Origin of the sequence: Haliscomenobacter sp., assembly GCF_965225875.1 — a bacterium.
Lineage (GTDB): Bacteria > Bacteroidota > Bacteroidia > Chitinophagales > Saprospiraceae > Haliscomenobacter.
In genome coordinates this window covers 166,099-191,911 of the sequence record NZ_CBDDBS010000003.1, presented here as the reverse complement: position 1 = coordinate 191,911, position 25,813 = coordinate 166,099, and the positions used below count along the sequence as shown (strand labels likewise).

Sequence of the window (25,813 nt, the reverse complement as noted above, 5' to 3'; positions counted from 1 at the left end):
AGTCAATAAATAAACCATGAACACCGTAGCCAAAACCATCGCCACCACCTTCGAGCAAAAGAACTACCGCTTTTTCGACTCCGGCAAAAAGTTCAATTTGAACATCTTCGGAGTGCGCAACAACGGTCCTGTGAACACCTTCAGTGACTTCCTTTGCGTCCTATACCGCAATGAATGGAACGAATGGCAGCTATACCAGTGGCCAGGCACCACCAAACCAGGTGGACCAGCATTGCGGATGCCCAAAAACGTGAAGGGCACTGGCATCCTGGTTCCGGATCAATACCTGGGCGCTTACAAGATCGATAAACACCAAGGCAAGTACGATGCGCTTTGCCAGCGCCTGGGCAAAGTGCGCGCCTATCGAGACAACGACCGCGACAATGCTTTTGACCTCGATCCGGCCACCATCGAAGAAGACTTCTTTGGAGCCAATATCCACAAGGCGCTGCGAGATACGCCACTTGTAAACGAATGGTCATACTTGTGCCAGGTCTTCAAAAGAGACAGCGATTTTAACCGTTTTATGGCCATTGTGAATTTCGCGGCAAAGGAGTGGGGGAATAAGTTCAGTTACACGCTATTTGAGCAACATGATTTTAATCCACGTTTATGAAATTATTGACTTATTGTCCTCTCTAAGAGAGAAATACAAAAGGCCATAAACCCAACTATTTTTCTATTCTGAATTTAAGTTGTAATTAATGTTCATAAGAGTTAACTTTGTTAAAAGAACGTTTGCGATAAAAGCAAACACATTTTAATAAAAAAATTTATTTAAATTTATTTATATGCAAAAAATTTCATTAGCATCTATGTTTGCTTTTTTTTTCATTCAGTATTCCATGACTGCTCAAATTGCAAACCAAGACCAAAAAAAGCCATGGCTCAGCTCATATCAAGAGTCAATCGTTTCTTTAGGCAAAATAGCAAAAGCTGATATCGGCAACAACCAATCAATAAATTATTTCAGTGTTGTTGGTTCAGGAATGATTTTTTATGTTAACGCCCATAACAAGACAATTCCATGTTTAATTACAGCTAAACATGTATTGGAAAATGTTCCTGACAAATGGACCCCTGATAAAATCAATCTGCGATTGTTTAGATTTCAAAATGAAGAACTTCATAAAAATTTGGGGGTAGAAATACCTCTTAGAAAAAACGGAAAAAAATTATGGATAGAACCGGATAACAAATCTACCGATCTTGCATGTTTACCACTTTTAAACTTAGAGGAAAAGTTAGGAATTTCAGATCTTATTATTTTTCCATATAGGTTATTTGCTTCTAAAGATGATTATTTTGAAGGAGCCCAATTGTTTATTTTTGGATACCCGGGCATTGTTGAACCTAGTTTTCAGACAAAGGCTTTGGTTAGGAACGGAATTGTTTCATGGGTATCTCCTTCTTCTCCAGAAAGTAATATCATTTTAGTCGATAGTGATCTTTATCCGGGAAATAGTGGTGGACCTGTTATTAAAGTGCCTTCGCCAATGGATAAGTTTGGAAACATTGTCGTAGGTGAAACTCCAAAATTTCTTGGAATAGTTTCAGCAAAAAAACAAGCACCTACTGTATTAATTGATCAAAATGGCAAGGTGGTTTTAGATACATTAGGGAATAACTTTTTCACGATGGAATCTGTCGGAATTGGTATTATTGAAACCGCACATAACGTTAAAATCTTACTAGACAAAACCAAAATGTTGATTGAAACCAATAAATACTAATGCCCTAATAAGTTTCTCAATAAAAGAAACATTATTATTGACTATTCAGATTACGGGGTCAAAGGTCACAGCTTTGATTATCCACAAGTCTAAATCACAAGAATTTTGGCCATTTGGCCACCGCTTGGCCAAGCATGTGGCACTCAAAAAACCCAGTATTTAAAAGGCTTACAGCGAGTTTTGGCCAATAATGCCACATTTGCCACTATAAAGAATAAAAGAGAAAGGGAAAGGACATAAAAAAAGAGCCTGGTCAGAAGATAGTGACCAGGCTCACACAAAAATATCACGTCTAAAAGATAGAACCTAAGGACGAATCAATTTGAAAATTCCGTAGTGGCTGCCATCCGCTTTCTCCAGCGCCAGCCTGTACCGCTCATTCACTTCCCGCTGCGCAGCAATGATCCTTTCTCCACTATCAATTCCAATCGACTTAGATAGGAGCGCATCTGTAGCACCTACCCACACATTACTGTAAAAGGTCCACACCTGCCTGGGCACCTGGCCAGGACTATGCACCACAAAAAACAAGTCCATCATTTTGTGGCGAAAGTCGATTAATAAGTGCTTAAGGTGCTCCTGATTGTCCAGGTTGCTCGATATGTAGTTGCGGCAATCATCCAGAATCAAAATCCCGTTTCTAAAATACCGGTGAATGTACCGGAATGTGTCCTTTTCATGCTGCATGTAGTACACCTGCCTGATGCCCGTTTCCCAGCTGGCCCAATCTTCCTTTTTGCTCACATCTATAGCAGGGTAGGGCCGCCATATTTCGGGCATGCCGTTCATGGTTACTACCACGATTTTTCCACCCAGGGCATCAGCTATGGTTTTGACCAGGGTGCTCTTTCCTGTCCCGTTCCTGGCCATCAGGATGGTCACCTGTGCATCTCGATGGTTTACCGCTTTACCCTTACTCATTATCGTGCTTCTTTAGCTGCCAATACCTCAGCCCTTAGCCGTTCTTTTTCCTGCTGCTCAGCTTCCTGCTTGGCTTTTTTGACCACAGCAGCCCTATCTGCCATCGCTTTGCTTACTGATCCGCTGTATACGCTCACCAGCGCAATCAAAAATACCATCTCGGGACTCAATGCGCCTTGTAGGCTGTATTTCTCGATCAATGCCGCTGTGGCATTCAGGTAGTGTTTTGGTGGCTTGCGTTCCGTAAACTTTTGGTAACGGTCCGCAGGCAATCCACTGATCAGGGTTCCCAGGATCCCCACGCCAGAATCGATCAACAGGATTGCCATCAGCGCTTCATTCTGGTACTCGCTACCCTGGTCGTCACCTGCTCCAGCATCGCCACCTTCTTCGCCCTCTATTTCGGCATCCTCTATCTCAAAATCCGGTGCATCGATCTGCTCCCGTGGTCGCTTCATATCACTGATGAAATCGCCCAAGCCCTCAGTGCCACCAGCTGGGTTGGTGGTGATGTCGTTCTGGTCCATTTTATTTTAAGCTTTCAAAGTTGCCAATCTTATTAATGCTGGTCACGGTGATCACTGGCGTTTCTCCACTGGAGTCAAATCTGTAGCTCATTGCTGCGATTTTTACCCCTTTGGAGTCCTGATACAAAGTAATGCCTACCATGTTGTCACCTGGTTGAAGGTAGCCCCCTTGGTCTACTGGCGCTGCCATCTGATCAAGGTACTGCCGGAAAGCTGGCATGAATGGTTTAATCACCATCTTCAGTGCGCTTAGATTCATAGCTATGGATTGAGTATTTATAAGCAAAAAGATTATTGTCAATGTGGGTGGATTCCTTAAGCAATTTTTGCTCAAATACCAGCTGTTCGCAGCACCTGCGCACCCGGTTGTAGGCATTGGTACGCTGGCGCTTGGTGGCCAGCTCATCAGGCATCAGTTTTGCCGCTAGTTCTTGTACAGTGTAATTGCCTTTCTCCTTAAGAAAAAATTCAAAAACACGATAACTTAAATAAGTGCCATACATCACCATTTTGCGTACATTTGTAACAAAAGTAATCAAAATAGTTACAAACAACAATACCACACTATGGCACTTAAGATTGAAAACCTGATTATCAATGAAGCACGTACCCGCATCGATGCCGACGTAACCAAAACCGCAGTGTTTGGTGAAGACTGGAAAGCACATCTTCGCATTTTATGCCGGGAACCAATGCCCCTGGATAAAGAAGAGGATTTCCTTAAGCAAATAACGGAGCGAAAAAAGGAATGGAAGCAAGGCAAAAAGAATCAGGTGCTTTCCCTAACTGGCATCAATGCCACTGGGTACATCCTGAATTACGAAACCATTGAAGAGGGTATCCTATGAGCGCTGACGAAATCCGCGACTTTTTCAATCGGCACTTTGTCGGTGAAAATGATCAGCCATTACCTGTTCACCTGGCGCTTACAGTGCAGGTGGTGGATACTGGAGAAACCATCACTTTGCCCAGTCTCAAAACGCCTGGCACCGCTACGCTGTACGAAATGTTTCATGCTGTACATGAGTACTTGAAGCAAAATGGACCAATTGCCCACAATAGCCAACCAGGAGCCGCGCCAGCACCCCGCAATAAGGTGCTTAACATGACGCCAATGGTACACAATAAAAAAACCTACTTCGTGGAGCTGCGCGAAGGTGGCCTGGTCATCATTCAGGACCAGCAAAGGAATGTACTGGAAGCAGGTAAAACCTATGATGCCATCTTAAAGAAATACGAAGCGCTGAAGGATCAGCAGCAGAAAGAAAAGTGATTATGAAGGAGTGAAACCAATGGAGGTGTCACCATTCGGCCAGCAGTGCGCACTGCTGGCCTTTTTTGTGTCCGGCACCCTCGATGCTGTGCACTTTACCGCGCCCATACTTAATAGCGGTAGCCCTTATGCTACTTTATTTTAATCCGTTCCACACCACGCTAACATTGTGACCTAAAGCGAGACGCAAATTTTTTACCAAAAAAAAGAACCATGTTACAAAATCGTCGTGGACTTGTTATGGTGCAGCCTCAAAATATGGTCAATGCACCGACTGTAACGCCAATCAGCAGCCCAAACGGAGCAAACCAGGCAGTGATTGAAACCTCACCTTTTTTCTCGATCCTGGTTGATACCACTGATTCAGGCATTACCACTCCCACCAAGATTGTGATTTTTGATGCTGCGCAGGGCTACCAACTGATCAATGGCTATGCAATGCCATTGGCAGTTAAAATCGACAGCCTTACCGATCATTACCAATTCACCTTGAACGATATTGCGCACGTAGGTGCCAGCATCGACATCATGAAAATGACGGTGAATGACAAAACCAAAGCAGGCGCGCAGTATGGCCGCAAGCTGGAAATTTTTGAATCTTCCCGTGGTACTGGTTGCCAGCTGGTCAAAACCATCTTCCCGGAAATGGGCGTTTCTGAGCAGCAGTATCAGGAGAACATCAACACCTTTGATGTGAACATGATCGTGACTCACCGCACTGCCTTTGTGTACACTCAAGAACCTGGCATCAAATGCACCTTGAGTTTCTATCAAAACGCTGAATTTGGGCGTCAGCGCTAATCAACAGCCATGTATTACTACGACGAACCACTTTCTTTTGGTGAACCCAACGAAAACCCGCCTTCCAAGAAGGGAGGCGGGTTTGGCGATTGGCTTAAAAATGCAGGCAAAAATGTGGGCGATTTCATCAATGGCGGCGGCGCAAGCAACGCCCTGGATGTAGTCAACAAAACGCTTTGCACCATTAATCCAAATCGACCAGGGTGCTACCAAGAAACCGTATACATCCAGCAACAACGCCGCAATAACATGCTGCTGCTGGTACTGGCACTGGTGGCGATCGCAGTAACCGTTTTTTTCATCCTTAAGAAGAAAAAATAATGATTGCGCAACGAAACGTAATGAAAAACAACGCCCTGGGCGTAGTAAGCAACTACAAAGCTGGCGCAACCCTGACGGTACGCGAAAAACCAGACATTCGACAAGTTGCAGCCTCTACATCAGAAGCCCGGCCCACAACTGTATTAGAACAAAAAGTAGACCCTGCCAATAAAAAGCAGGCCATGCAGGCTTTTTGGATTTCGGTAGGGGTAGCGGCACTGCTGGTGCTGGCGCTGAAGCTCAAATGGATCAAAATCTAAGCACATGGCACAGGCAGTAACCGGACGGGTAAGCATAAGCATCAATGTGGTGCTGATCCTCGCAGGAGTGTTGATTATCCTTTGGATGGGCTTTGACCCTGACGCCTTTATTGGCCAGGATAAAAAAGGCTCTTAATTCATTCTCCTACAAAATCCGCATCACATGGAATTCACCAAAATGCATTGGGCCGTATTTGGCCTGCTCCTGGTAGTGAGTGTAGCCCTGGGCGTAATCGTAGCCGATACCTACCTGGAGAAACGCTATCAGAAGAAACTCAAAGAAAATGGGTAACATCCTATTCGATCCCATCAAGCGTGAATTGATCGACAGTGGGATCAAAATCAGCATTATCCTCTTTGTGGCCATCTTCCTGGCAATGCTGGCCGCACTGACTGTACATGCCAAACTCATCAAATAGCATGTTGAGCAAAAAAACAAAAATGATCCTGATCATCGCAGCGGTGATCGGATTGATCGGCGCCGCAGTTTATTACTATCAGCAGAAAAAGAAAAAAGATGCTGATGCTGTGGGAGTCGATGACGCTGGAAACATCATTACCAAAACCACGCCATCCGGTGAAGCTGCCGGACTGCTGCGCAAACTGGCATAACCTATGGCTTCCGCATCCTCTGGAACGATCACTGTGCCACTGAAGGGCGCAAATCAGATCATGGTCAAACGCTCTAACAATAGCATTGTGACCTTGGCAGAGCACATCAAAACGCCTGCGAGCACCACCATTACTGGCATCTTGAAAGGTGCTGGCAATCCTTTGATTCAGATCACAACTGGTGCCCTCATCGAGTTGGCTGATTACTACCGCGCCAAAGGTAGCCGGGTAATCAAAACGGGTTTGGCCGGTGCCGATCTGAACATGGTAAAAGACAGCGGCAACAACTTTGTGGGCCTGCCTGATTTGACCATTGCTGACGAAGCATCATAAACTACCGGATCATGAAAATCGAAAAATTCTATCCGTACATCATGATTGCAATTGCTGTAGCTGGCCTGTGGATCAACTACAACAACTACAAGAACAACAAAAAGAAAAGTGAGTGTACTTGCCAGGAAGGTGAATAAATGGTGGATCATTGGCGGGGTGGTACTCTTCCTGCTGATCCTTGTGCGCAAACTTGGCTTTTTGCTCTTTAAGCTCAAAACTCAAGGGATGCAGCCCATTACACTTTTCAACGGCAAACAAACACTTCGCGAATGCGATACAGGCGGTTGTGGGCACTTTGGTGCCACACGCAACCGATCCAGCGGAGTAGGCACACACAAAGGTCAAGACATATTGTGCACCCCTGGTGCCCTGGTCACAGCCCCATTTGCGGGTAAAATCATTCGCCTATCTGTGCCCTACGAAGATGATAGCCGCTTTTCTGGCGTAGTCCTGGAAGTCAACCCCGCTTTACTGGTAAAAATCATGTACATGCAGCCCAAATCGGGCATAGTGGGGAAGATGGTTGAACCAGGTGAAGCCCTGGGCACCTGCCAAAACATCAGCCTCAAATACGGGGCCGCTGTGCCGGCACATCTGCACGTAGAAGTGCATGAAAATCAATTGGGCGTTTGGGTGAAAGTGGACCCTGCACCGTACTTAAAAACAGAATCATGAGCCTTTTTTGTGGAGAAAAATGCAAGTGCAAGCGCAGGGGCAAAGGTTATTTTTCTGGCCTGCCGGAATTGGAAAGAGGTTTTGGAAAAGCCTGTGATTCCAATTCCAACATCAGCAAAGAAGAATACCTGTGCAGTGGCAAATGGATTGATCAAAGCCAAGTCATGCTGATGTATGGCTTTGATCCTTGCCCCAAAACAGGATCGAGCATGATCGATGTGCTGGACCCACTCAAAAGCCGTGAAGAAAACAACCAGGATTTCAAAGAAACACAGCCAATTTTCATTGGGCTTGGTGTGCTCATTGTAGCGGGCCTGCTCATTCTTTGGCTTGTAAACCGCAAATAAGATGGACCCAGTAAGCGCAGTAGCCCAGGGCATTGGAAGCATCTTTGATTGGTTGTCAGCTGGCAAAGCCGCCAAATATGGCCGTTTGCCGGATTACTTGAGCCCAAAAGATTTCCAGGATCAGGACAAACGCACCCAAACGGTGATCATCTCCGGGGTTGTGGTTTTTGTGGTCATCCTGGGTGCCATCATCTTCAGCATTACCCGCAAAAAGTAAGCAACCATGCAGCTACAATATCCCAATTTCGTGCCGATGAACTACCGTAAGCCGCTTAACGTGGTGCTGGTCCTGGCGCTGATTGTGGCCGTTTATTTGATCGGCAAACGCCTGAAAATTTGGGACCGTCCAAAAATGGAAGGGGATGAGGTTGATCTCGATCCAAGTGCCCCAAAACCGCGCAGCGGATTCAACCCGGCCAACGAAGCGAGCAAATTAGCTGACCTGCTAAGTATGACCTGGGATGCTGGTGGCGAAGATGAACAAGCTTTTGATACCATTCTAAACTACAGCGACAACGAAACCCGCCTCGTACACAATGAATGGCGCAAAAAATACGCTGGTGGCGATTTTTGGGCCGGGGTAAAATCCACCCTTCGCCAACAGGTCAATGCTGAAGTATTGGCCTGGTACCGTATAGATGGAATTGCAAAAAAGAAAAAGGTCATTGCAAAACTTGACCGCTTAAATCTCTGACCATGAGCAAATGGATGAAATTAACGGTAGTGCTGGCCCTTGCGCTGATCCTTTTTTTGGTAGGTAAGGAAAAAGGGTGGTTTAAAATGAAGCCAACTGGCAATAAGGTAAGCGATAATCCAGCTGAACCTACTGGAACCACTGGAACCAGTACTACAACCACGCCAACCAATACCGGAACGGGAACCACTACTGTACCGCGCACTACTGGAGGCACCACCACAGGCACTACGCCAAAGCCAAAAAACATTCCAGGATTCAACCCAAAAGAACAAGCAAACAAGCTCTACAGCCTATTGAATAAGCTGTGGGATTGGTACGATGAGGATGAAGAAGCTTTTGACATTCTACTGAGTTATACCACTGAAAAGCTTATTGCAGTGAATAGCGCATGGCGTGAAATCTTTCCACCTGGTCGCAACATGTACGACTACATCAACTCTGAAGTGGTTGGACAATCCAGGGTAACGGTGCTGGAAAAGAAAATGAAGATTTTGAAAACCATGAGGAATTTGGGCCTCGATAAAACGCCTTAAGCCATGGCAGAAATTACCATAACGGGCCTTATTCGTGGAGCCTACAAAGACGACGGTTTTTTGATCGAAGGCAAAAGCGAACCAGTCAGCCTGCTGTACATTTTAGAACGCCTGCTCAATGGCGAAGCCTTGGTAGTTGAAGCTGAAAATGGCCTACGCATTCAGGATAGTAAGGTGTATTTAGGTGGACTATTGATTGAAGATACCACCATTGACAACACTAATAAATTCTTAAAAATTGGCCTAGACACTACTGTGAATAAAGCCTGGATGCTACAAGACAGCCTAGGCAAAAACTTTGCAGTTAGTAACGCGAATGCAGCCAACAGTCAATTCCTTTCCTGCCTTCCTGACGAAGTAGTGATCCAGGTATTAGACTTGACATCAGATGAAGGCGGGCAATTTGCTGCCAGTCCCGACAATGCGCAAATCTCACATGGTCCCATCAATGGTGATCCAGAAAACAGCTCACTGACCTGCTATGTGGATCAAGTAGTAGCAAAAGGTGTTCGCAGTTACGCCAATACCGCAGCAGCACAGGCAGACGGCACTTTACTTATTGGTGGCCTGTACACCATCACCACCGAGCCAACCATCTTACGCATCAAACACGCTTAACCATGCCACTAACTGCACCTGTAACAATAACCGGAAATATTGCTGGAGCCTACGCCATGAAATTTAAGGTGCAGGGGGTTGAAGGTGATGTGTCTATCCTGGAACTTCTTCAATTTCTTACCGAAAGCGCAGCAAGTGGCAGCGGTGATTCAATTTATATCGACTTTGATTGGATCATTAAAGGAAGCCCTGGCATTGAAGCTGGCGTGTCTCTTCCTGGCACCCACTTAATTACTGTACCTGAAGGCAAAAGCCTGTCCAGTCTACAAACTCGCATCGTAGACCCAGAAACTGAGTTGGATGAAGATGGAAACATGAGGGTGAATATCGCCTGGAATACAAGTGATTATAACCAGGGACTAATTACAGCCTTTAGCCCTTTTGTGTTTTTCCTGGATAGTGATGGCAACCAGTTCACGGCTGCTGAGTTGGGCATTCCTGTAACAAATTCAGCGGCTAGTGGACTCACCAGCACTGAAATTGGGATCAACAATATTTTACCAACTCCATTCACCATAAAATTGATTTTCTAAGCTATGAAAACCAAAATATTTACGCTCTTCCTGGGCTTGTTCTTTATCCTATCTATCGCTTCAGCACAGTCCGTAGCGCTTACTGGATTTAATGGCCGAATCGATTTCAGCGGCTTCGCCAACAATGGACCAAACATTCGTGGGACGCTCAAAAATTTTGCCGATCAAACTGGGCTCTACGTTATTTCCAACATCGACACTGGTGATATTGCATGGGACAACAACGGCAAACGTTACGCTGTAGTTGGAGTGATTAGCAGCACTGGCACACAAGCAGTAGTAGACCTTAGCCGAATTGGAGGTGGAACACATTTACCAAAGGGTGCAGGATTTGTTAGCCGGGAAACTAGTAATGGCCTGGCGCTGATTCCACCACAAAACAGTAATGGAATTAGTGCACCGCTGGCAAGTCGGGTCGGGGTTCATAATGCGAAGATTTTGGAGGGGTTGTGGCCACGATACAAAACAGACACTATTTATGGTAACTTATTACACATAAAACAAGCATATAGTGCTGATCAAGATATTTTTATTGGGGCAAGTACACACCCAAGGGCAAACGATTGGCCCTTTAATAACACATGGAAGGCCAGTGGTTTCTACAGCAGTCCTTGGAATTGGGGGACAGTTGGAATTTTAAATGCAGATCAAGGTAGAGGAACAATGATCGAATTGTCCCCTTTCTCTGCATCCGTATCAGGTTGGGTTTCTACATCTGATCCCGGATACACCACAAAAGCTGTAGTTGGAAGAAGCATTGAGGCGGTTGCTGCCAAGGACGCAACCAGTGGAATAAATGTACGTTCTTACATGGGTCCACAAATTTATGGTAGAGATAACATTGATGCCCTAGCAGGTTTACAATTAACTTCAAATGGCCAAAGAAGTGCATCAGTAGCAATGAGATTTACCGAAAATTATAACCCGTTTTCTTCTAGCAGTTCAAAATACATGGTTTTTCTTGGTCGAGATTCTACTAACTCCTGGGGTGGAATAGGAGTATTCCAATCTATGCCAGATTATCAAATTCCGACCTTTGCAGTTCGACAGACTAATATAGATAACTCAGTTATGGAGTGGTTGAAAATCACCATGCCATATAGTGATCTAACTACTAACGGTATTCGGTTTTATGGTAAATATGATTTTGCTAACGCCACTCCATCAGCCACTATCGGTGCAAAAACTATCCACCTCTTAACCGGCGATGGAACCACCACTACGCCAGCGCTGCTACGCATCCAAAATGGAGTTTCCAGCGCCAGCACTGACGGATCAGGTGATCTAACCGTAACCGTCCCAACCATGCCAGATGCAACCTACTCTACAAACGTAACCGTAGAAGGCACTACGTCCTACACTGTATCAGTCCACACCAAAACCACTACAAGCTTCAAAGTAAGGTTTTTCAACCCGGCTACAGGTGCAGCCGTCACCGCTACTTCAGTATCCTGTTCTTACCATATCCAAGACTACTAACATGCCCCTACAAAAAGTCAAGCAAGGCCAATTCAACTTCACCCCCGATTTTTTCACCCCACGCCTAAGCGTCTTGAAAATCGGTTGGTGGATCACCTTTTCACAAAACTGCAACTACATCCACCCTCCCGAAAATGCCCAGCACCAAAAAAGCTGGCTCAAATGGGGTGGCCTATCATTCGACCTGAACCCATTTGAAAAGCATGAAAATAGTGCCCTGGGTGGCTTCAGGCACAATCCAGATGATCAGTGCATTGAGGTGCTAGATTACTGGCACAAAGACGGCCAAACCGACAACGGTATTGGTCGCGATCCGCTGGATGCTGTAGTATTTGACGAAACATTCCCCTGGTGGCTCGAAATCGACTATGGTAACAAAACCGTTGCCCAGGTCTTTTTCATCAGAGGCCGTAAAATTGTACAGGTCCAGCAGTTCAACCGGCTACCGCGCATCAGCTGGCAGGTTGGAGCCTGGGCAGGCGGTCAACTACCCGCTACGCAAGACATGGATTTTGATTTTACACGCATACGCCGCTGGGTAAATGGAATACCAGCACTTGTTTGATCACCACAGCGCCCCCGCTAGAACACTATGAAACTGTTTAATCTTGAAACCATGAAGCTTTCCAACCTCTTCACAAACTTTCATGACCATGATAGCCTACAATGGATCAAAGTAACTTTTGGAGCCAATTTGGTTGGAGTTGTTGGAGGTTGGTTGGCTCAAAACTGGTATGTTTTTTTAGGCTTTGTTGTAGCCTCTGTGATCCCAATGGTCATGAGCTGGCAAAAGCACAATGAAGAGCTACGCCACCAAAGGGTAATGAACGAAATCGAAGAGGCCAAAGCAAAAAAAGAATTAAAGCTATGAAAACCATTTTTGCACTTTTATTGGCCATCTTTTTGGCCATTCCAACTTTTGGCCAAATCAAACCCCGCGACCTGCCAGAAGAATTACGCAAAGACTACCGCGACACACTGAAGCAGGCCCGCAAAACCATTGCCGATCTGAAGCAGGATGGTTGGGAAATTCTACCCTCCCCCATTGAGGTACCCGTACAGGTAGCCACTGCACGCGACCTTTTTGGCACCGCTATTAGCAATTGGGGTGAACGCCTCATTTTGCCCGCCAACATTCATGCCCGTCTGGCTAAAGAATGCACCTACAAAGTTCGCGGCAAAATCTGCGATACTGGCAGGCCTACACACCCGGACCTGATCCAGGTTCCAGGTAATGCCCGCAACTACACCACCAGCACCAGCGTAACCGATATGCAAGGGCATGGCAGCCACGTTGCTGGCATAGTTGCGGCAAAAGATTTCGGCATTCTTGCGGAACTAGTCAAATCAGGGGTATACACGCAGGATCACCTCAAATTCCTTGGTGACAATGGTAGCGGTTCATTTACCTGGGTGAACAATGCCTACCAAAGTGAACGCCCTGAAGATATTGCCCTGAACAAACAAGGCATTGCAGTGGTGTACAATGGCTCATTTGGCACCACATCGAGCACACTCCTACCTGATACCGAAAAGGAACTAGCAGAAAGCACCAAAGGCGACGTTTATTTTGCCTTTGCTGCTGGCAACCACAACGGTTCACCAGGCTATCCAGGATCGAGCCTCTACGGCATTTCGGTTGCTGCGCTGGATGAAAGTCTTACCAAAGCATCCTACAGCTGCTATGGGCCTCAAATCACCGTTGCCGCGCCTGGCAGCCTTATTCAATCTACCTGGGTAGCTGGGAAGTACGCCACCATTAGCGGTACCAGCATGGCGAGTCCCTTTGTGATGGCCTGCATTGTGATCGCCAAAAGCAAATGGGGACCCAAAATAAAGGGCACCGCGCAGATGAAACAGTACTTAGGTTGGATTGCTTCAGACCTGGGCAAAGCTGGCCGCGATGATCTTTATGGCAATGGCCTGATCTACGTGCAGCGCATTTTGGATATGGACCCTGTAAAGATGCCTGGTTATAATCCTGATCCAGGTAATCCAGGTCCACCACCACCGCCAACTGATCCGGTGATACCGGTCAAACCTAGAGCTATCGTAAACCTATACTTTCCGGCCTATTACATCCAATCTTGGAAAACCCAAGGCATGGAAAATATGCTAAAGCTGCATATCCGGTTCAAACTGGAAATCACTTCCGACAAATATGCGGAAGACATCTGGCCAGTCGTGAACGATGCCCTACGCAGGAACTTTGAAAACCAATACCTCGTAACCAATGACGAAACCGACTACCCACAGGCAGCTATTTGGGCACAGCACTTTTTATTGTTCTTTTTCCAAAAGGATGCCAGTATTCAAAAGTTAGGGCTAAAAATCGCGGTAACGAACGTAGAAGGATTCGACGAACAGCAACGCTGCTTTGATATTCCAAACCCTAAAGCAAAGTTGAATGCGGCGGCGGCGGCGGTGCAAGGTGAGTCCATCACCTGGGCAAACAAAAAATCTCGTAAACTTAAAATTTAATATAGCGCTATGAAACAGTTTATCAACGAACTGAAGGTAAAAGCTTTGCCCTTATGGCTGCAACTATTGGCCAAGCTGGGTATTAACAGTGCAAAAGCTGCCTTGGAAAAACGATTGGAAAATGATTCTCCAGAGGAAGAACTGGTTTTAGCAATTGCTGAACCGCTTATTGGCACCATCAATGAGTTTTCCGATGCTGAACCAGACAACAACAAAAAAGTACGGGCTTTGTGGCTAAAGTGGCTAAACAGCTTTATGACTCCATGGCTTTTTCGCTTGTTTCAACCCGTTGTGGATCGAATCAAAGCGGAATACAACAAAAAGATGTTGCAGTACTTGAAGGATTTCGCCCAAAGTATTACTGGTTTTTTGACCGATGACATTAAGCCAGATGGCGAGCAGATTGATGCCTTTATCGATACTGAAGCAGCCAAACCAGAAACCAAACATCTAGTGGTTCGGGAATTTGGCGGTGGTAACTTAGCTAAAGCGGGTTTGAATGCTGACCTTATCGCGTTCTTTATCGAAGCCGCTGAAATTGGTTGGGATGCCATCGTGAATAAGAGCCAGGCAATGGCATTGGGAGTCTTGACTGAAGAATTGGAAGATGTGACCATTATCACTTTGCCTAGTGGCCGTGTAGGTACTTTTACCAGAATTGCAGCCTAGTAATTGATTTGGTTTTATAATGAAGATGATGAAGGCGAGTACTTGTGCTCGCCTTTATTATTTAATTAAAAATCATACACTTTTTTCTGATTCCGTCAAATATTTTTTTCCCGAGTGTGGATAAGTTGTTAGTCTTTTCCACAGTTTTGTTTTGTTTTAGTGTAAAAAATCCCGGAACTTTGAAAACAGTTTAATTAACTAACAATACGCCTTTTAGAAATTTAGATTTAGCCTTACATCTAATCGGCGATTTAAAAAACGACACCTAAATATGAAATGCAAAAAAAACGCCAAGGATAATCCACACTATCCTTGGCATTATTAAATTTTTTTTATGAATAGAACAAAGAACCGCTACCGGTTTAAGAGTCTAAAAAGATTCCCGGTGAAGCGAAGAAAGCCCCAATTAACATGGGTGGACTATTTTAAAGCAGGTAACAACCTTTTTTTCTATCTCAGGTTGGGAATTGAGATATTAAACGATTGGTGGTAATTTCCTGCTTCATCCGTGACTTTTTAAATCTCCAGTTTAATAGTCACGATCGGCCGCCTCCCTTTGGGGGCGGCTTTTTCTTTGTCGAAAAATTAAAATATTTTAATTCTCGCCTCACAAAGCTGATTAAAATATCCGGTTTTTGCAAGCTGAAACTTAAATTTTATCGATATTTTCATTTTAAAACGAATTAGAAAATCGATTTCTCAAGAATATCAACGCTGCTTTTCGGCGCTTTATTCTCTACTTAGATCGCCGGAAAATTAGCCTGAAGCCTTACCAAATCAAAAACGCCCATCTGCCTCAAATACTGGTCCACCTGGTCCAAACTGTGGTGCCTCAATTGTATCTGAAGCTCTTTTAGTGGTATCCCTGCCTTTACTGCCTGCACTGCGCCTGTATGTTTCCAGCTGTACAGCACATAGCCTTTCCCGAAGCCCAGTGCTTTTATTATTTTCTGGTGCCTACGATACATTTTATCAAATCCAAGTGGCTTTGTAACGTCCAGCGGTGAAGGGAAAAGTAACCGATCCGGTGAAAGTTCCTTGATGTATTCCAGCACGGGCCTGAAGGCATCTGGAATGGTCACGTACTCACTTTTTTTATTCTTACTGATATGCCCTGGGATGTAAATCTGATTGTTCTCCAATAGCACATTTTCAGCCCGCAAAAAAACCAGCTCCCTGGGCCGGATGAAGCAGTAATAAATGAACTGCACGAACATCCACAATTGCGGATCCCTGGAGCTGATTTCTTTGGAAAGTTTTTTTATCTGGAATGTTTGGAAGTATCGAGCTGGCGAAGGGTTTTGCCGGATCGTTTTGATCCCCGCACAAACACTCCCCTGCCCTATTCCATCGAGGATGGCGTTTAGCAAATGCAAATATTTGTTGTAGGTAGTTGGAGCCTTGGTAGCCTGTAGGTTTTGGAAAAATTCTTTGGCTAGTTCCGGGGTTGCTTTCTTCGTGCCCAAAAATTCATACCATGCATTTACAATGGTGAGGTGAGTAGAATAGCTTTTAGGCCTCCATCCTTGAGCATCCATCCACTTTTTTGCTCGTTCAAAATCGCTTTCGACCAGGGTAGGCTTTTTATCTGGAGTTGATTGTTTCAGTTCCTTCACCAGTGCTTTCGCCAGTACCATCCTTTCTTCAAAGGTTTTGGCCTGATTGATCTTACCATAGGTCCGTTGCCTACCCTGGTCAGTGTAGAATTCAACAAACCACTTTTTTTCCAAATCTGTAGGAGAATAAATGCGGAATTGCTCTCGGCGGGAAACTTTTTTTTCACTTACCATTTTGACTTTGGTAAGTGTGCGTAGACAATTTTATTCCGACTTGTAGACAATTCGACGCTGAAACCCCAATAAAATCAAGGGTTCCAGCGCGTTTTGCGGAGATGGAGGGATTCGAACCCCCGGTACCCTCGCGAGTACACTTGATTTCGAGTCAAGCCCGATCAACCACTCTGGCACATCTCCGAATGGGGAACAAAAATACAAATTGGGGTTTAGTTTTAGCAGCTTTTCCTGGGAAAAAACTAGAGGAAAAGGATTTTAGTCTAAAAAAAGTTCCTCTTGCTGGGGTTTTGTTCTAAATTCCACAACAAAAACACGATGCCCAATATTGACAATGCGCTGAAACGCCCCTTAGTGGTCTTGCTTTGTATCCTTTTGGGGCTCATTATTCTAATTGGGAGCTTTCCAAATCAAAGCCAATGGTTCATTGCCCGCACTTTGGTCAACTCTGCAGAGGGTTATGACAATTACATCCAGAATTATCCCAATAGCCCCTACCTCGACCAAGCCAGTTGGCGACGAGCCAGATTAAAAAATGATCCGGTTTTATACCTGGATTTTGCTGCAGATTTCCCCAAACACCCCCAGCGGGAATTGGCACTTTGGACTGCTGCTAAAAAATTACGCGATCCCGCAGTTTATGCGGAATACCTCAAACAGTTCCCCGAAGGAAGTCAAGCCAAAGCGGAGGGATTCAATGTGAACCGATTGCGCATTTCAGCAACAGTCTACAACAATGAGCAAAAACGCTTGGCCGGATTGAATTACGGCAAGGTTGTAGATTCGGAAGGCCATACCTACCGCAGCATTCAAATTGGAAAACTCACCTGGTTGGCAGACAACCTCAATTTGAATGTTGATGGGGCTTCCTCCTGCTTTTTAAACCATGAAGCTTACTGCGATCGATTTGGCAAATTGTACAATTGGCTTGGGGCCCAGGATGCCTGCGCAAAATTGGGGGAAGGGTGGCGACTCCCCAGTCTGGAAGAATGGGAGGCATTGTGCCTCAATTATGACCCCGCGGGCAATCTGGACAAAGGTAGTAGCAAAGTATTCCAGGCCTTGCTCAAAGGTGGAAAAAGTGGCCTGGAAGCCCGTGGTGGAGGGTATTTCACTCCGGAAGGTGGTTTCATTGGGGTTTATTTTGATGCTGCTTATTGGACGAGCAGCCCAGCCAATGGCTTGGAGTCGTATGAGATAGTTTTTTTAGGGCGCGAAAAACGAACGTTTAAGGCGATTGCGGAACGGGCGTATGCGCTTTCCTGTCGTTGTGTGCGGAATTGATGGCCGTAGGGGCTGCCCTTTGTGGCAGCCCCTACGGTTATATGCATCCTTCTGGATACTGCATGCTGATGCAATGCAATGATCCGTGTTGCTCGATCAAAGCCCGGCAATTGATGCCAATTACTTCATGATTCGGAAAGGCTTTTTTGATTTGCACCAATGCTTGTTCATCTTCAGGCACCTGATAAGTAGGCACCAAAACGGCTTGATTGATGATCAAAAAATTGGCGTAGGTGGCCGGGAGTCGGTGGCCGTCAGCTGCAAAACAAGCCGTAGCCATAGGCAGTGGAATCAATTGGTAGGGTTTGCCTTCTGCAGTGGTAAATGACTGCAATTCCTTTTCCATGGCTTGCAGCGCTTCATAATGCTCATCATTGGTATCCAGGCATTGCACATAAGCAATGGTGTCTACGCTACAAAAACGCGCCAGGGTATCGATGTGTGAATCGGTATCATCGCCAGCCAAATATCCATTGTGCAACCAGAGCACTCTTTTTAGGCCGAAGAGCTCCTTCAATTTGGCCTCAGTAGCCGCTTGATCCAAGTGTGGATTGCGGTTAGGAGACAACAAACATTCCGAGGTTGTGAGCAAGGTGCCCTGCCCGTCGCTTTCAATTCCTCCTCCTTCCAATGCCAAACCACCATGCCGAACGGGAGCTTTAAATACACCCTGGGCCTGCAAGCGCCCAGTGATCAGGTTGTCCAAAAAAGCGGGAAATTTCAAACCCCAGCCCGTGAATACAAAATCCAGAATCAAGGGTTTATCGTCTTCAAAAATCGCAATGCCCCCATGATCGCGAGCCCAGGTATCGTTGCTGGGAATGTTTACGAGGATCAAATTCTCCTGCACGGCATTTTCCAGCAGTGGTCGGACCTCGTTTTGGTCCCGACAAACCACTAGCACTTTTTCATAGCGGCTAATGATCTCAATGGCCTCAATGAAACAGGGCAAAACCTCCTCTAAAATATCCGCCCAATCCGTCTCAGCGTGTGGAAAAGTGAACTGGACGGCGCTTTGGGGCTCCCATTCAGCGGGTAAACGACGATTCATAGTGTAGTGGCTAAAAATTGAACAAGGCCGCAAATCTACGCTGTTGGGGAATATTTATCCGCATGAAAACCGCTTTCCTGAATAAAAACTGCGCACAAATAATTAAAAAAATTTTCTCAACCCAGTCCACTTCTTAATTTTGTTGACCTTATCGGTCGTATTTTAATAATGTATGAAACAAGCAAAAACAATTGAGCGCAGGACTCGCCTCTATATGGACGATTTCCTGAGTAGCTACCGCGTATTGTATCCTGACGCCAGTCAAGCACAAATCCAACGCTTGATGGACATCCTTGCCCAGGTGGACAAGGAACGCCCTGCCGCACTCCAACAAATTGACGCAGATCGGGAATGGAAAGCTGATTGGTTCCAGCAGCCGCAACACGTCGGCATGATGCTGTACGTTGATTTGTTTGCCGGGAATCTTCAAGGCTTAATCGACCGCATTGATTATTTCAAGGAATTGGGCATTACCTATTTGCACCTGATGCCCCTGCTTCAGCCTCGCTCTGGTCCCAATGACGGGGGCTACGCCGTAGCCAATTATCGGGAAGTCAACTCCCGCCTGGGTACCATGACCCAATTGCGCGAACTGGCCACCCGCCTGCACGAAGAAGGCATGATGTTGGTGATCGACTACGTGATGAACCACACCGCCCGCGAGCACCAGTGGGCCCAGGCCGCCTTGCAAGGTGATCCTTTTTTCCAGGATTTTTACCTGCTCTTTGAGGACCGAACCTTGCCAGACGCCTATGAAAAAACGCTGCCTGAGGTCTTCCCCGATTTCGCCCCTGGCAACTTCACCTGGCAGCCAGAAATCCAAAAATGGGCCTGGACTACCTTTTACGATTTCCAATTGGATCTCAACTACCGCAACCCCAACGTATTTGAGGCCATGCTGGAAGAAATGCTCTTCCTGGCCAACGTGGGGGTAGACGTTTTACGACTAGATGCTGTACCTTTTTTGTGGAAAAATATGGGCACCAACTGCCAGAACCAACAGGAAGCCATCCACATTCTGGCCGCTTACCGCGCCCTGGTGCGGATGGTTGCGCCGGGCATGTTGTTCAAATCCGAAGCCATTGTAGCTCCCGGCGACATCATTCGTTACCTGGGCAGCGGTGGTTTGGAAGGCAAAGCTTGTGAGATCGGCTACAACGCCACCATGATGAATCACCTCTGGCACGCCCTGGCTTCCGAAAATACACAGTTGTTGCGCAATACTTTGTCCCAACTGCCCCCCATTCCCAAAGAAGCTACCTGGATCAACTACATCCGCTGCCACGATGATATTGGTTGGGGGATTTCGGATGAAAACGCGGCGGCGGTGGGCCAAAGTGGACGGGGAACCCGCAATTTCTGCACCGACTTTTATGCAGGAGTACTGCCCCAGAGTTATTCCGAAGGTTATGTTTTTCAACGCGATCGCCAAACCGGCGAAGCACGTACTTCCGGCACCGCAGCTGCTCTGACGGGTTTGCAAAAAGCCCTGGTGGAAGCCGACCCCATCAAAATTGACCTGGCCATCAAACGCCTGGAAGTATTGAACGGGGTGATCTTTTTTATGAAAGGAATTCCGCTGATCTTCTCTGGCGACGAAGTGGCTCAACTGAATGATTACCACTACCTGCTCGACCCACTCAAAGCGGGCGACAACCGCTGGGTACACCGCCCTCCGATGAACTGGGCAAAGGCGGCCCGGATTCACGAGGCGGGCACACCGGAGGAAAGGGTCTTTTCGATGCACCGTCGCTACATCGAAACGCGTCGGCAAAGCCCGGCCTTACATGGTCGTTCTCGTGATCAAATCATCATTGTCGACAATGATTCCCTCTTTGTTTGTGAACGCAATTACGAGGGGCAAAAAATGCTCCTGGTTGCCAACCTGAGTCGCAATCCTCAGCAATTGAGTATTTCTGGCTTACCTGCCGAATGGCAAAATGGCGTCTACTTCGATGCCTTGCTTCAACAAGGGATGAGTTTTGTCAACAATCATTTGTCGATTGGGCCTTATGGGGTGTATTGGTTGCGGCCTGCACTGCAACTGGAGTCCAACAAAACGACCGAGGTCGAACTGAGCATGTATGTACCCGCTGAATACGGGGAAGAAATCTACGTCACAGGAAGTTTGCCCGAATTAGGCAATTGGGATTGGAGCAAAGGCCTGGCCGCTGATCCCAAGGATTATCCCAATTGGAAGGTGCGATTTGAAGTGCCAAGCGGACAAGGTTTTGCCTGGAAATGGGTGCGGGTACGGAATGGAAAGGTGGTGATGTGGGCCGAGGAGGATCGGGAGGTAATGCCGATTTGAAGTTAAGTTTTGGGTGATCGAAACGTTCAAGTGAGGGCTGAACTCATTCATTTTTTTTATCCGAGAACAGCTAACTCCTGTTTTTCAAAAATCAACCGTCTTCATGCACAATCGACAATACGACATTATTCTTTGGGGTGCCACTGGTTTTACGGGACGCCTGGTTGCTGAATATTTGGGGCAAAAGTACCCAGGTCAGGATTTGCGCTGGGCAGTTGCCGGGCGCAATGAAGAGAAGTTGAAAGGGGTCCTCCACGAATTGGGGCTACCCCAAATTCCAGTCATCCTTGCCGATGGTTTTGACAAAAACTCCTTACTGGCCATGACCGCCCAAAGTCAGGTCATTTGTACCACCGTTGGGCCTTACTCCCAATACGGCAGCCTATTGGTAGAAGCTTGTGTAGAAACGGGCACCCATTACTGCGACCTCTGCGGCGAAGCGGGTTGGGTGCGCCAAATGATCGATCAGCACCACATCGAAGCGGCGCAAAAGCAACTCAAAATTGTGCATTGCTGTGGCTTCGACTCCATTCCCTCGGATATGGGGGTGTATTTTTTGCAAAAACAAATCCACGCCAAATCTGGCCAATACGCCCAGCACATTGGTATGCGGTTGAAGGCGGCCAAGGGAGGCCTTAGCGGAGGTACTTTTTACAGCATGTTGGCCATTCTGCAAGAAGCCCGCAAGGATCGGGCTTATGCACGCAGCATTGCCCGCCCCTACACGCTCAACCCTGATCCTGAATTCCCGGGACCGGATGTGGCGGACTTGCAAAAGGTTGTTTATGATCCCGTCGCAAAATCCTGGATTGCGCCCTTTGTCATGGCGAGCATCAATACCCGCGTGGTGCGGCGCAGCCATGCCCTCTTGGGGTTTCCATACGGTCAAAACTTCACTTACGAAGAAGCCATGCTCAGTGGAAAGGGGCTCAAAGGACGACTCAAGGCTTGGACAATTCTCCTGGGCCTGGGTTTGGTCATGGCCGCCAAACCGGGTAGTTTGCTCTACAAACTCCTGTTGCGCCGCATGCCCAAACCAGGGGAAGGCCCCAGTCAGGCAGCTCGCGAATCCGGCTTTTTTTATTTCCTGATTTTTGGCAAATTGCCGGATGGACAGGTGGTCACTGCTAGTGTCAAAGGGGACCGGGACCCGGGCTATGGATCTACCTCCAAAATGCTTGCGGAATGCGCCGTGTGTTTGGCTAAAGATGGATCGACTTTACCTGAAAATTATGGCCTCTTGACTCCCTCCACGGCGATGGGTGACGTACTTTTGGAACGATTGGTGAACAATGCAGGCTTGAGTTTTGAGTTGAAATAAATGTCCAAAACAATGACGGCAAAAAAGCAAATCGTATTGACCTCGGATACCAAAGGCCTTTGGATGCGCTTTTTGTCTAAAGTTGTGCCCTTTTGCCTGGCCGTTGTGCTCTATTTTTACCTAAAACTCAGTTTTGGTGAGCCCATCCTTTCGCCCTTTAATTGGGGGAAAGTGACGACTATCCTCCAGGTTTTATTGTGTTGTATCGCCATCAGCATCTTGTTTTTCCCGGATTATCCTTTGCGCTGGGACAATACGGTCGTTTTTGATTTTGAACAAAAATTGATCAGCATATACAAAAGCCGGGATATTCGCCTGGATCAAGACATTTTGGATTTCCCCGAAGAGCACATTACCATTAGCAACCCTAGCTACATTCGTTCCAAACAGTACGAGAGTTTTTTGTTTGAGCCCTTTTACCTGATCCGGGTTTCCAGTGGTGGAAAGGAATTTCCCTTGGTTTCGATCAAAAACCCCATGGAATATTCTCAATTGGTCGAAAGGCTTTATAAGGAAATGAACCTTCCGTTAAAGTGACACCTCTTGCTGGGTCTCATTTTTACCCTTACTCTTCCCAATCCAGCCCAGGTGGGTATGGTCAAAACTGTCAAAGTACTTCAGGCCATAACCTGCCACCCGGTCAAAACTGCTGTGCGCCATAAAAATGAGGCCAATCTGGGTAATCAGATCGATTTGCAGGTACAAACCCAGCAGGATGACCAGCGCCATGACGCCCTTGTGGTGCAAAAAATTGTAACCTATCGCCCCCCATTTGGGATTGATCAGGTACAGGAAAAAGGCCAAATCGGGTAAAAAAAACAGGCCCAGGTACAAACCCCATCCGCCTTGCAGGTACTGAAAATAAACTACTGAAAACAACAGCAACAGGGCCAATTCTTCTAGCTTCAATACGTTTTTCATCGCACTCGATTTTTGTGTGGTGATTGAATGACACAAAGATGGAGGGGATTCGGGGGAGTGCGCTTGACATAAATCAAGAAAGTGAAGGAATCAAGAACTCATTTTTTCATACGCACAAATAAGAGTCAAACAATTCTATTAAATCTCTCATAAACTTAGGATTTTGGATAATCATTTCCTGTGGCCCATTTTTTAGAGAACCTTTATCTATCTTTCTGAATTCGTAATCTTCAAACAAAAAATAGTCTTCACCATTTTCAATCAAGATCATATTATATTTAAGACCTAAATACCTAATTATTTGAAAATCTTTTTCTTCCGTCCCTCCCCAAATCAAAGGAGCTGCAAAACTGAATGGATCACCATGATAAAATTCGTTGATAACACTTTCCAAGGAAATATTTTTTTTATTCCATTCAATAATTCCAACATAATCCTTGTAGATATCCTTACTTTGAACCCTCACGCAAAAAAAAGGCAAATATCTTTCACCTTTCGTTATTTCCAGATACATGGAATACAGCAAGTTGTTAAGTGTAAAAATTCTTACCGTAACAAGAAAATCGTCTTTTTGACCTAGAGCCATGCACTGATTCAAAACAAACTCTATTTGATTACTCCATACTATATTAAACTTGAGTGCACTTTTAACATTCTGTATAGCTTCTGTTAATTTAACCTTTTCGTCTGCAGCAAATGTTATATCTAATCTGTTTGCAGTAACACCATTAAGCCCTTGAATTTCACTCAGTAAAACTTCATCACTTAAAAATTGATTATTTTTAAGTTTACCATATCTTTTCACTTCTAGGATTTCCCAATTCTGTTCCGAAGTCATAGAAATGAATTTACCTGGGTATCCTATTTCAAAGTCTTCACCATAAATCAATGGAGGAAGCGAGTTGAAAACGGCATCCTCCAAAACTTCAAAAACTTTCTCTTCTGATTGATCAGTGAATGAGATGTTTCTTTTAGCATCTAAAAATATTTCTGGTTCAATACGGAGAATCTCGTTGTATTCCTCTATACTGTTCTTTCTTTGGAATGCTGAATAAACAGCATACTTATTAAAAAAAAGGGTATCTTCATTAATATCTACTTCGTCATCATTTTCATTCCAATCAAACTTACTTTTCATAGCTTTAATTGCATTTTTTATCCCTTGCCTATAATCAAAATCTGAAATCTTTTCATTCTTCAACACAACAAGTACAAAATCAAAAAGATTTTTTGATTCAAATGATTGAATATGGCTATCAAGCCCTTTTTGAAGAGATTCTTCAGTTGAATAAAAAATGACCCCCTGAATCGGAGAAAGCACCCTCTGTTTGGTAGCACTTAAGGGGTCAACAGCTAAAACTTTTTCAACCTCATGAGACTCGTTGATTCTGATTTCTAAGCCCTTTAAATCAAAACTATTTTTGTGATACAAAGCAGAAAAAGGTACTATTAATTCTGTCCATTCAGTAGAGGCTACAATTAGTTTAATTTCACTCTCTCGCACACTTAACTGTTCTTTTAATCCTTCAACATATTTGATTAGCTCATGGATGGCCTCTCTTGCAGCCTGATTGCTTCTTTTTACTTCAATAACAACGTAATTTCCATTGCCGTCTTGCGCAAGAATGTCAATAAATCCCCTGGTTCCATGTGGGTTTTTAAGAAAAAACTCCTTTTTATACAGCTTTAAATCAGGTGATATTAGGTGGAGTTTCAGTGCTAAATCATCTCTTATCAGGTCTTCGACATTATTTCTCATAGATATGATTGTGCTCTTAATTTAACCTAAGCGAAATCCCCGCATCGCAAACTGCGCCAAATAAGGATGATCAGGATGAACCACCAATTCCTGTTTAGCTGGATGGATCAACACGTCCATATCTTCCATCGGGATAGCGCCTAACAAAGGCTGAGTTGACCCTGGCAAAACTACCGCTTGAGTGGTACAGCGGCGATTGGCAAAACGCACTTCAATCGGTGACGTAACGGGTAATTCAATAAAGGTGCCATCCGCCAATTGAGCCCGACGCACTTCCACGATTTCCAAACCCAATTGCCCCTGAATGTTCTCGTTGATCGCCATCATCAAAGCACCAGAATCAACGTTCATGTTGACTGTCATGCGTCGTACCTCGCTTTCCGGGATACGTTTTCTCCGAAAATCAGACCAATCGTCACCATTAATCAGTTCTATATCCGCATGTACAAGTCCCATAGTGCTCAGTTTTTTTCAAAATTAAACAAAAGAACACAAGAAAGCAAGCCCAAAAAACAAAAAGTGAAAAACAAAAAACAAGCGAAATACCCCTGTTTTTCACTTTT

The 25,813-nt window shown here is 45.5% G+C and carries 38 protein-coding genes and 1 tRNA gene; 29 read left to right on the top strand and 10 right to left on the bottom strand.

Features of this window, described 5'->3' with window-relative positions; all coding sequences use genetic code 11:
• Positions 1 to 16: 16 nt before the first annotated feature.
• Complete coding sequence (locus tag ACO08K_RS21325) at positions 17 to 616, top strand: hypothetical protein (protein WP_421798494.1); 600 nt, start codon at positions 17 to 19, stop codon at positions 614 to 616.
• Between the two features lie 175 nt (positions 617 to 791).
• A complete protein-coding gene (locus ACO08K_RS21320; RefSeq protein ID WP_421798493.1) occupies positions 792 to 1,733 on the top strand; it encodes a S1 family peptidase in 942 nt (313 codons plus the stop codon).
• A gap of 306 nt (positions 1,734 to 2,039) precedes the next feature.
• Here ACO08K_RS21320 and ACO08K_RS21315 read toward each other — a convergent pair whose 3' ends face one another.
• The 4 genes from ACO08K_RS21315 to ACO08K_RS21300 are packed head-to-tail and all read right to left on the bottom strand — an operon-like array spanning position 2,040 to position 3,690.
• On the bottom strand, positions 2,040 to 2,654 hold the full coding sequence (locus ACO08K_RS21315; RefSeq protein ID WP_421798492.1) for a hypothetical protein: 615 nt from the start codon (positions 2,652 to 2,654) through the stop codon (positions 2,040 to 2,042).
• Positions 2,654 to 3,181, bottom strand: a complete 528-nt coding sequence (locus tag ACO08K_RS21310) for a hypothetical protein (RefSeq protein WP_421798491.1) — start codon at positions 3,179 to 3,181, stop codon at positions 2,654 to 2,656. Before ACO08K_RS21310 ends, ACO08K_RS21315 begins: the two co-directional genes overlap by 1 nt.
• A 1-nt stretch (position 3,182) precedes the next feature.
• Positions 3,183 to 3,419, bottom strand: a complete 237-nt coding sequence (locus ACO08K_RS21305; protein WP_421798490.1) for a hypothetical protein — start codon at positions 3,417 to 3,419, stop codon at positions 3,183 to 3,185.
• Positions 3,409 to 3,690: a hypothetical protein gene (locus tag ACO08K_RS21300; RefSeq protein WP_421798489.1), complete on the bottom strand. Its 282-nt coding sequence runs from the start codon at positions 3,688 to 3,690 to the stop codon at positions 3,409 to 3,411. The genes ACO08K_RS21305 and ACO08K_RS21300 overlap by 11 nt, the downstream gene beginning before the upstream one ends.
• Positions 3,691 to 3,747: 57 nt before the next feature.
• Here ACO08K_RS21300 and ACO08K_RS21295 point away from each other — a divergent pair, with 57 nt between their 5' ends.
• The 23 genes from ACO08K_RS21295 to ACO08K_RS21185 all read left to right on the top strand — a co-directional run bounded on the left by ACO08K_RS21295 (position 3,748) and on the right by ACO08K_RS21185 (position 14,813).
• A complete protein-coding gene (locus ACO08K_RS21295) occupies positions 3,748 to 4,029 on the top strand; it encodes a hypothetical protein (RefSeq protein WP_421798488.1) in 282 nt (93 codons plus the stop codon).
• Positions 4,026 to 4,454, top strand: coding sequence for a hypothetical protein (locus ACO08K_RS21290; RefSeq protein ID WP_421798487.1), 429 nt, complete (start codon positions 4,026 to 4,028; stop codon positions 4,452 to 4,454). The genes ACO08K_RS21295 and ACO08K_RS21290 overlap by 4 nt, the downstream gene beginning before the upstream one ends.
• Positions 4,455 to 4,667: 213 nt before the next feature.
• Entirely contained in the window at positions 4,668 to 5,255 is a 588-nt protein-coding gene (locus ACO08K_RS21285; RefSeq protein WP_421798486.1) for a hypothetical protein, read from the top strand.
• 9 nt (positions 5,256 to 5,264) lie between these two features.
• Positions 5,265 to 5,576, top strand: coding sequence for a hypothetical protein (locus ACO08K_RS21280; protein WP_421798485.1), 312 nt, complete (start codon positions 5,265 to 5,267; stop codon positions 5,574 to 5,576).
• 20 nt (positions 5,577 to 5,596) lie between these two features.
• Entirely contained in the window at positions 5,597 to 5,836 is a 240-nt protein-coding gene (locus ACO08K_RS21275; protein WP_421798484.1) for a hypothetical protein, read from the top strand.
• A gap of 4 nt (positions 5,837 to 5,840) precedes the next feature.
• Positions 5,841 to 5,972: a hypothetical protein gene (locus ACO08K_RS21270; RefSeq protein WP_421798483.1), complete on the top strand. Its 132-nt coding sequence runs from the start codon at positions 5,841 to 5,843 to the stop codon at positions 5,970 to 5,972.
• A 27-nt stretch (positions 5,973 to 5,999) separates the two neighbouring features.
• Positions 6,000 to 6,128, top strand: coding sequence for a hypothetical protein (locus ACO08K_RS21265; protein WP_421798482.1), 129 nt, complete (start codon positions 6,000 to 6,002; stop codon positions 6,126 to 6,128).
• Entirely contained in the window at positions 6,121 to 6,255 is a 135-nt protein-coding gene (locus tag ACO08K_RS21260; protein WP_421798481.1) for a hypothetical protein, read from the top strand. Before ACO08K_RS21265 ends, ACO08K_RS21260 begins: the two co-directional genes overlap by 8 nt.
• 22 nt (positions 6,256 to 6,277) lie before the next feature.
• Positions 6,278 to 6,448: a hypothetical protein gene (locus ACO08K_RS21255; protein WP_421798480.1), complete on the top strand. Its 171-nt coding sequence runs from the start codon at positions 6,278 to 6,280 to the stop codon at positions 6,446 to 6,448.
• A 3-nt stretch (positions 6,449 to 6,451) separates the two neighbouring features.
• On the top strand, positions 6,452 to 6,781 hold the full coding sequence (locus ACO08K_RS21250; protein WP_421798479.1) for a hypothetical protein: 330 nt from the start codon (positions 6,452 to 6,454) through the stop codon (positions 6,779 to 6,781).
• 11 nt (positions 6,782 to 6,792) lie between these two features.
• A complete protein-coding gene (locus ACO08K_RS21245; protein ID WP_421798478.1) occupies positions 6,793 to 6,918 on the top strand; it encodes a hypothetical protein in 126 nt (41 codons plus the stop codon).
• Entirely contained in the window at positions 6,890 to 7,456 is a 567-nt protein-coding gene (locus ACO08K_RS21240) for a peptidoglycan DD-metalloendopeptidase family protein (RefSeq protein WP_421798477.1), read from the top strand. The genes ACO08K_RS21245 and ACO08K_RS21240 overlap by 29 nt, the downstream gene beginning before the upstream one ends.
• Complete coding sequence (locus ACO08K_RS21235; protein ID WP_421798476.1) at positions 7,453 to 7,803, top strand: hypothetical protein; 351 nt, start codon at positions 7,453 to 7,455, stop codon at positions 7,801 to 7,803. Before ACO08K_RS21240 ends, ACO08K_RS21235 begins: the two co-directional genes overlap by 4 nt.
• A 1-nt stretch (position 7,804) precedes the next feature.
• Positions 7,805 to 8,020, top strand: a complete 216-nt coding sequence (locus tag ACO08K_RS21230; RefSeq protein WP_421798475.1) for a hypothetical protein — start codon at positions 7,805 to 7,807, stop codon at positions 8,018 to 8,020.
• 6 nt (positions 8,021 to 8,026) lie between these two features.
• Positions 8,027 to 8,497 carry a hypothetical protein gene (locus ACO08K_RS21225; RefSeq protein WP_421798474.1) on the top strand — a complete coding sequence of 157 codons (471 nt, stop codon included), beginning with the start codon at positions 8,027 to 8,029 and terminating at the stop codon, positions 8,495 to 8,497.
• A 2-nt stretch (positions 8,498 to 8,499) separates the two neighbouring features.
• Positions 8,500 to 9,033 (top strand): hypothetical protein, encoded by a 534-nt coding sequence (locus tag ACO08K_RS21220; RefSeq protein WP_421798473.1) that lies wholly within the window; start codon positions 8,500 to 8,502, stop codon positions 9,031 to 9,033.
• A gap of 3 nt (positions 9,034 to 9,036) precedes the next feature.
• Complete coding sequence (locus ACO08K_RS21215; protein WP_421798472.1) at positions 9,037 to 9,651, top strand: hypothetical protein; 615 nt, start codon at positions 9,037 to 9,039, stop codon at positions 9,649 to 9,651.
• A 2-nt stretch (positions 9,652 to 9,653) separates the two neighbouring features.
• Positions 9,654 to 10,184 (top strand): hypothetical protein, encoded by a 531-nt coding sequence (locus tag ACO08K_RS21210; protein WP_421798471.1) that lies wholly within the window; start codon positions 9,654 to 9,656, stop codon positions 10,182 to 10,184.
• A 3-nt stretch (positions 10,185 to 10,187) separates the two neighbouring features.
• Positions 10,188 to 11,663: a hypothetical protein gene (locus ACO08K_RS21205; protein ID WP_421798470.1), complete on the top strand. Its 1,476-nt coding sequence runs from the start codon at positions 10,188 to 10,190 to the stop codon at positions 11,661 to 11,663.
• Position 11,664: 1 nt separating this feature from the next.
• The gene (locus tag ACO08K_RS21200; protein WP_421798469.1) at positions 11,665 to 12,228 is read left to right on the top strand and encodes a hypothetical protein; all 564 of its coding nucleotides are present in this window, start codon (positions 11,665 to 11,667) and stop codon (positions 12,226 to 12,228) included.
• Between the two features lie 51 nt (positions 12,229 to 12,279).
• On the top strand, positions 12,280 to 12,534 hold the full coding sequence (locus tag ACO08K_RS21195) for a hypothetical protein (protein WP_421798468.1): 255 nt from the start codon (positions 12,280 to 12,282) through the stop codon (positions 12,532 to 12,534).
• Positions 12,531 to 14,144 carry a S8 family peptidase gene (locus tag ACO08K_RS21190; RefSeq protein ID WP_421798467.1) on the top strand — a complete coding sequence of 538 codons (1,614 nt, stop codon included), beginning with the start codon at positions 12,531 to 12,533 and terminating at the stop codon, positions 14,142 to 14,144. Before ACO08K_RS21195 ends, ACO08K_RS21190 begins: the two co-directional genes overlap by 4 nt.
• Before the next feature lie 9 nt (positions 14,145 to 14,153).
• The gene (locus tag ACO08K_RS21185; protein WP_421798466.1) at positions 14,154 to 14,813 is read left to right on the top strand and encodes a hypothetical protein; all 660 of its coding nucleotides are present in this window, start codon (positions 14,154 to 14,156) and stop codon (positions 14,811 to 14,813) included.
• 740 nt (positions 14,814 to 15,553) lie between these two features.
• Here the strand turns inward: ACO08K_RS21185 and ACO08K_RS21180 are convergent.
• On the bottom strand, positions 15,554 to 16,603 hold the full coding sequence (locus ACO08K_RS21180) for a tyrosine-type recombinase/integrase (RefSeq protein WP_421798465.1): 1,050 nt from the start codon (positions 16,601 to 16,603) through the stop codon (positions 15,554 to 15,556).
• A 96-nt stretch (positions 16,604 to 16,699) separates the two neighbouring features.
• Positions 16,700 to 16,786: transfer RNA gene (locus ACO08K_RS21175), tRNA-Ser, on the bottom strand.
• Positions 16,787 to 16,921: 135 nt separating this feature from the next.
• Here ACO08K_RS21175 and ACO08K_RS21170 point away from each other — a divergent pair.
• Positions 16,922 to 17,887: an FISUMP domain-containing protein gene (locus ACO08K_RS21170; protein ID WP_421798464.1), complete on the top strand. Its 966-nt coding sequence runs from the start codon at positions 16,922 to 16,924 to the stop codon at positions 17,885 to 17,887.
• A 37-nt stretch (positions 17,888 to 17,924) separates the two neighbouring features.
• Here the strand turns inward: ACO08K_RS21170 and ACO08K_RS21165 are convergent, their stop codons facing one another.
• The gene (locus tag ACO08K_RS21165; RefSeq protein WP_421798463.1) at positions 17,925 to 18,938 is read right to left on the bottom strand and encodes an agmatine deiminase family protein; all 1,014 of its coding nucleotides are present in this window, start codon (positions 18,936 to 18,938) and stop codon (positions 17,925 to 17,927) included.
• Between the two features lie 172 nt (positions 18,939 to 19,110).
• On the opposite strand from ACO08K_RS21165, the gene ACO08K_RS21160 reads away from it, so the two are divergent.
• The 3 genes from ACO08K_RS21160 (at position 19,111) to ACO08K_RS21150 (ending at position 23,107) form a co-directional block, all read left to right on the top strand.
• Positions 19,111 to 21,249: an alpha-amylase family glycosyl hydrolase gene (locus tag ACO08K_RS21160; RefSeq protein WP_421798462.1), complete on the top strand. Its 2,139-nt coding sequence runs from the start codon at positions 19,111 to 19,113 to the stop codon at positions 21,247 to 21,249.
• Positions 21,250 to 21,352: 103 nt separating this feature from the next.
• Positions 21,353 to 22,570: a saccharopine dehydrogenase family protein gene (locus ACO08K_RS21155; protein WP_421798461.1), complete on the top strand. Its 1,218-nt coding sequence runs from the start codon at positions 21,353 to 21,355 to the stop codon at positions 22,568 to 22,570.
• A gap of 12 nt (positions 22,571 to 22,582) precedes the next feature.
• Entirely contained in the window at positions 22,583 to 23,107 is a 525-nt protein-coding gene (locus tag ACO08K_RS21150) for a hypothetical protein (protein WP_421798460.1), read from the top strand.
• Here ACO08K_RS21150 and ACO08K_RS21145 read toward each other — a convergent pair.
• The 3 genes from ACO08K_RS21145 to ACO08K_RS21135 form a co-directional block, all read right to left on the bottom strand.
• On the bottom strand, positions 23,099 to 23,491 hold the full coding sequence (locus tag ACO08K_RS21145) for a DUF4260 domain-containing protein (protein WP_421798459.1): 393 nt from the start codon (positions 23,489 to 23,491) through the stop codon (positions 23,099 to 23,101). The genes ACO08K_RS21150 and ACO08K_RS21145 overlap by 9 nt on opposite strands.
• A 106-nt stretch (positions 23,492 to 23,597) precedes the next feature.
• Positions 23,598 to 25,250, bottom strand: a complete 1,653-nt coding sequence (locus ACO08K_RS21140) for an endonuclease NucS domain-containing protein (RefSeq protein ID WP_421798458.1) — start codon at positions 25,248 to 25,250, stop codon at positions 23,598 to 23,600.
• Between the two features lie 21 nt (positions 25,251 to 25,271).
• Positions 25,272 to 25,706: an aspartyl protease family protein gene (locus tag ACO08K_RS21135; protein ID WP_421798457.1), complete on the bottom strand. Its 435-nt coding sequence runs from the start codon at positions 25,704 to 25,706 to the stop codon at positions 25,272 to 25,274.
• Positions 25,707 to 25,813: the final 107 nt, after the last annotated feature.

Coding starts and splice junctions, on each gene's coding strand:
- ACO08K_RS21325 (WP_421798494.1), top strand. CDS start 17: ATGAACACCGTAGCCAAAACCATCGCCACCACCTTCGAGCAAAAGAAC.
- ACO08K_RS21320 (WP_421798493.1), top strand. CDS start 792: ATGCAAAAAATTTCATTAGCATCTATGTTTGCTTTTTTTTTCATTCAG.
- ACO08K_RS21315 (WP_421798492.1), bottom strand. CDS start 2,654: ATGAGTAAGGGTAAAGCGGTAAACCATCGAGATGCACAGGTGACCATC.
- ACO08K_RS21310 (WP_421798491.1), bottom strand. CDS start 3,181: ATGGACCAGAACGACATCACCACCAACCCAGCTGGTGGCACTGAGGGC.
- ACO08K_RS21305 (WP_421798490.1), bottom strand. CDS start 3,419: ATGGTGATTAAACCATTCATGCCAGCTTTCCGGCAGTACCTTGATCAG.
- ACO08K_RS21300 (WP_421798489.1), bottom strand. CDS start 3,690: ATGGTGATGTATGGCACTTATTTAAGTTATCGTGTTTTTGAATTTTTT.
- ACO08K_RS21295 (WP_421798488.1), top strand. CDS start 3,748: ATGGCACTTAAGATTGAAAACCTGATTATCAATGAAGCACGTACCCGC.
- ACO08K_RS21290 (WP_421798487.1), top strand. CDS start 4,026: ATGAGCGCTGACGAAATCCGCGACTTTTTCAATCGGCACTTTGTCGGT.
- ACO08K_RS21285 (WP_421798486.1), top strand. CDS start 4,668: ATGTTACAAAATCGTCGTGGACTTGTTATGGTGCAGCCTCAAAATATG.
- ACO08K_RS21280 (WP_421798485.1), top strand. CDS start 5,265: ATGTATTACTACGACGAACCACTTTCTTTTGGTGAACCCAACGAAAAC.
- ACO08K_RS21275 (WP_421798484.1), top strand. CDS start 5,597: ATGAAAAACAACGCCCTGGGCGTAGTAAGCAACTACAAAGCTGGCGCA.
- ACO08K_RS21270 (WP_421798483.1), top strand. CDS start 5,841: ATGGCACAGGCAGTAACCGGACGGGTAAGCATAAGCATCAATGTGGTG.
- ACO08K_RS21265 (WP_421798482.1), top strand. CDS start 6,000: ATGGAATTCACCAAAATGCATTGGGCCGTATTTGGCCTGCTCCTGGTA.
- ACO08K_RS21260 (WP_421798481.1), top strand. CDS start 6,121: ATGGGTAACATCCTATTCGATCCCATCAAGCGTGAATTGATCGACAGT.
- ACO08K_RS21255 (WP_421798480.1), top strand. CDS start 6,278: ATGATCCTGATCATCGCAGCGGTGATCGGATTGATCGGCGCCGCAGTT.
- ACO08K_RS21250 (WP_421798479.1), top strand. CDS start 6,452: ATGGCTTCCGCATCCTCTGGAACGATCACTGTGCCACTGAAGGGCGCA.
- ACO08K_RS21245 (WP_421798478.1), top strand. CDS start 6,793: ATGAAAATCGAAAAATTCTATCCGTACATCATGATTGCAATTGCTGTA.
- ACO08K_RS21235 (WP_421798476.1), top strand. CDS start 7,453: ATGAGCCTTTTTTGTGGAGAAAAATGCAAGTGCAAGCGCAGGGGCAAA.
- ACO08K_RS21230 (WP_421798475.1), top strand. CDS start 7,805: ATGGACCCAGTAAGCGCAGTAGCCCAGGGCATTGGAAGCATCTTTGAT.
- ACO08K_RS21225 (WP_421798474.1), top strand. CDS start 8,027: ATGCAGCTACAATATCCCAATTTCGTGCCGATGAACTACCGTAAGCCG.
- ACO08K_RS21220 (WP_421798473.1), top strand. CDS start 8,500: ATGAGCAAATGGATGAAATTAACGGTAGTGCTGGCCCTTGCGCTGATC.
- ACO08K_RS21215 (WP_421798472.1), top strand. CDS start 9,037: ATGGCAGAAATTACCATAACGGGCCTTATTCGTGGAGCCTACAAAGAC.
- ACO08K_RS21210 (WP_421798471.1), top strand. CDS start 9,654: ATGCCACTAACTGCACCTGTAACAATAACCGGAAATATTGCTGGAGCC.
- ACO08K_RS21205 (WP_421798470.1), top strand. CDS start 10,188: ATGAAAACCAAAATATTTACGCTCTTCCTGGGCTTGTTCTTTATCCTA.
- ACO08K_RS21200 (WP_421798469.1), top strand. CDS start 11,665: ATGCCCCTACAAAAAGTCAAGCAAGGCCAATTCAACTTCACCCCCGAT.
- ACO08K_RS21195 (WP_421798468.1), top strand. CDS start 12,280: ATGAAGCTTTCCAACCTCTTCACAAACTTTCATGACCATGATAGCCTA.
- ACO08K_RS21190 (WP_421798467.1), top strand. CDS start 12,531: ATGAAAACCATTTTTGCACTTTTATTGGCCATCTTTTTGGCCATTCCA.
- ACO08K_RS21185 (WP_421798466.1), top strand. CDS start 14,154: ATGAAACAGTTTATCAACGAACTGAAGGTAAAAGCTTTGCCCTTATGG.
- ACO08K_RS21180 (WP_421798465.1), bottom strand. CDS start 16,603: ATGGTAAGTGAAAAAAAAGTTTCCCGCCGAGAGCAATTCCGCATTTAT.
- ACO08K_RS21170 (WP_421798464.1), top strand. CDS start 16,922: ATGCCCAATATTGACAATGCGCTGAAACGCCCCTTAGTGGTCTTGCTT.
- ACO08K_RS21165 (WP_421798463.1), bottom strand. CDS start 18,938: ATGAATCGTCGTTTACCCGCTGAATGGGAGCCCCAAAGCGCCGTCCAG.
- ACO08K_RS21160 (WP_421798462.1), top strand. CDS start 19,111: ATGAAACAAGCAAAAACAATTGAGCGCAGGACTCGCCTCTATATGGAC.
- ACO08K_RS21155 (WP_421798461.1), top strand. CDS start 21,353: ATGCACAATCGACAATACGACATTATTCTTTGGGGTGCCACTGGTTTT.
- ACO08K_RS21150 (WP_421798460.1), top strand. CDS start 22,583: ATGACGGCAAAAAAGCAAATCGTATTGACCTCGGATACCAAAGGCCTT.
- ACO08K_RS21145 (WP_421798459.1), bottom strand. CDS start 23,491: ATGAAAAACGTATTGAAGCTAGAAGAATTGGCCCTGTTGCTGTTGTTT.
- ACO08K_RS21140 (WP_421798458.1), bottom strand. CDS start 25,250: ATGAGAAATAATGTCGAAGACCTGATAAGAGATGATTTAGCACTGAAA.
- ACO08K_RS21135 (WP_421798457.1), bottom strand. CDS start 25,706: ATGGGACTTGTACATGCGGATATAGAACTGATTAATGGTGACGATTGG.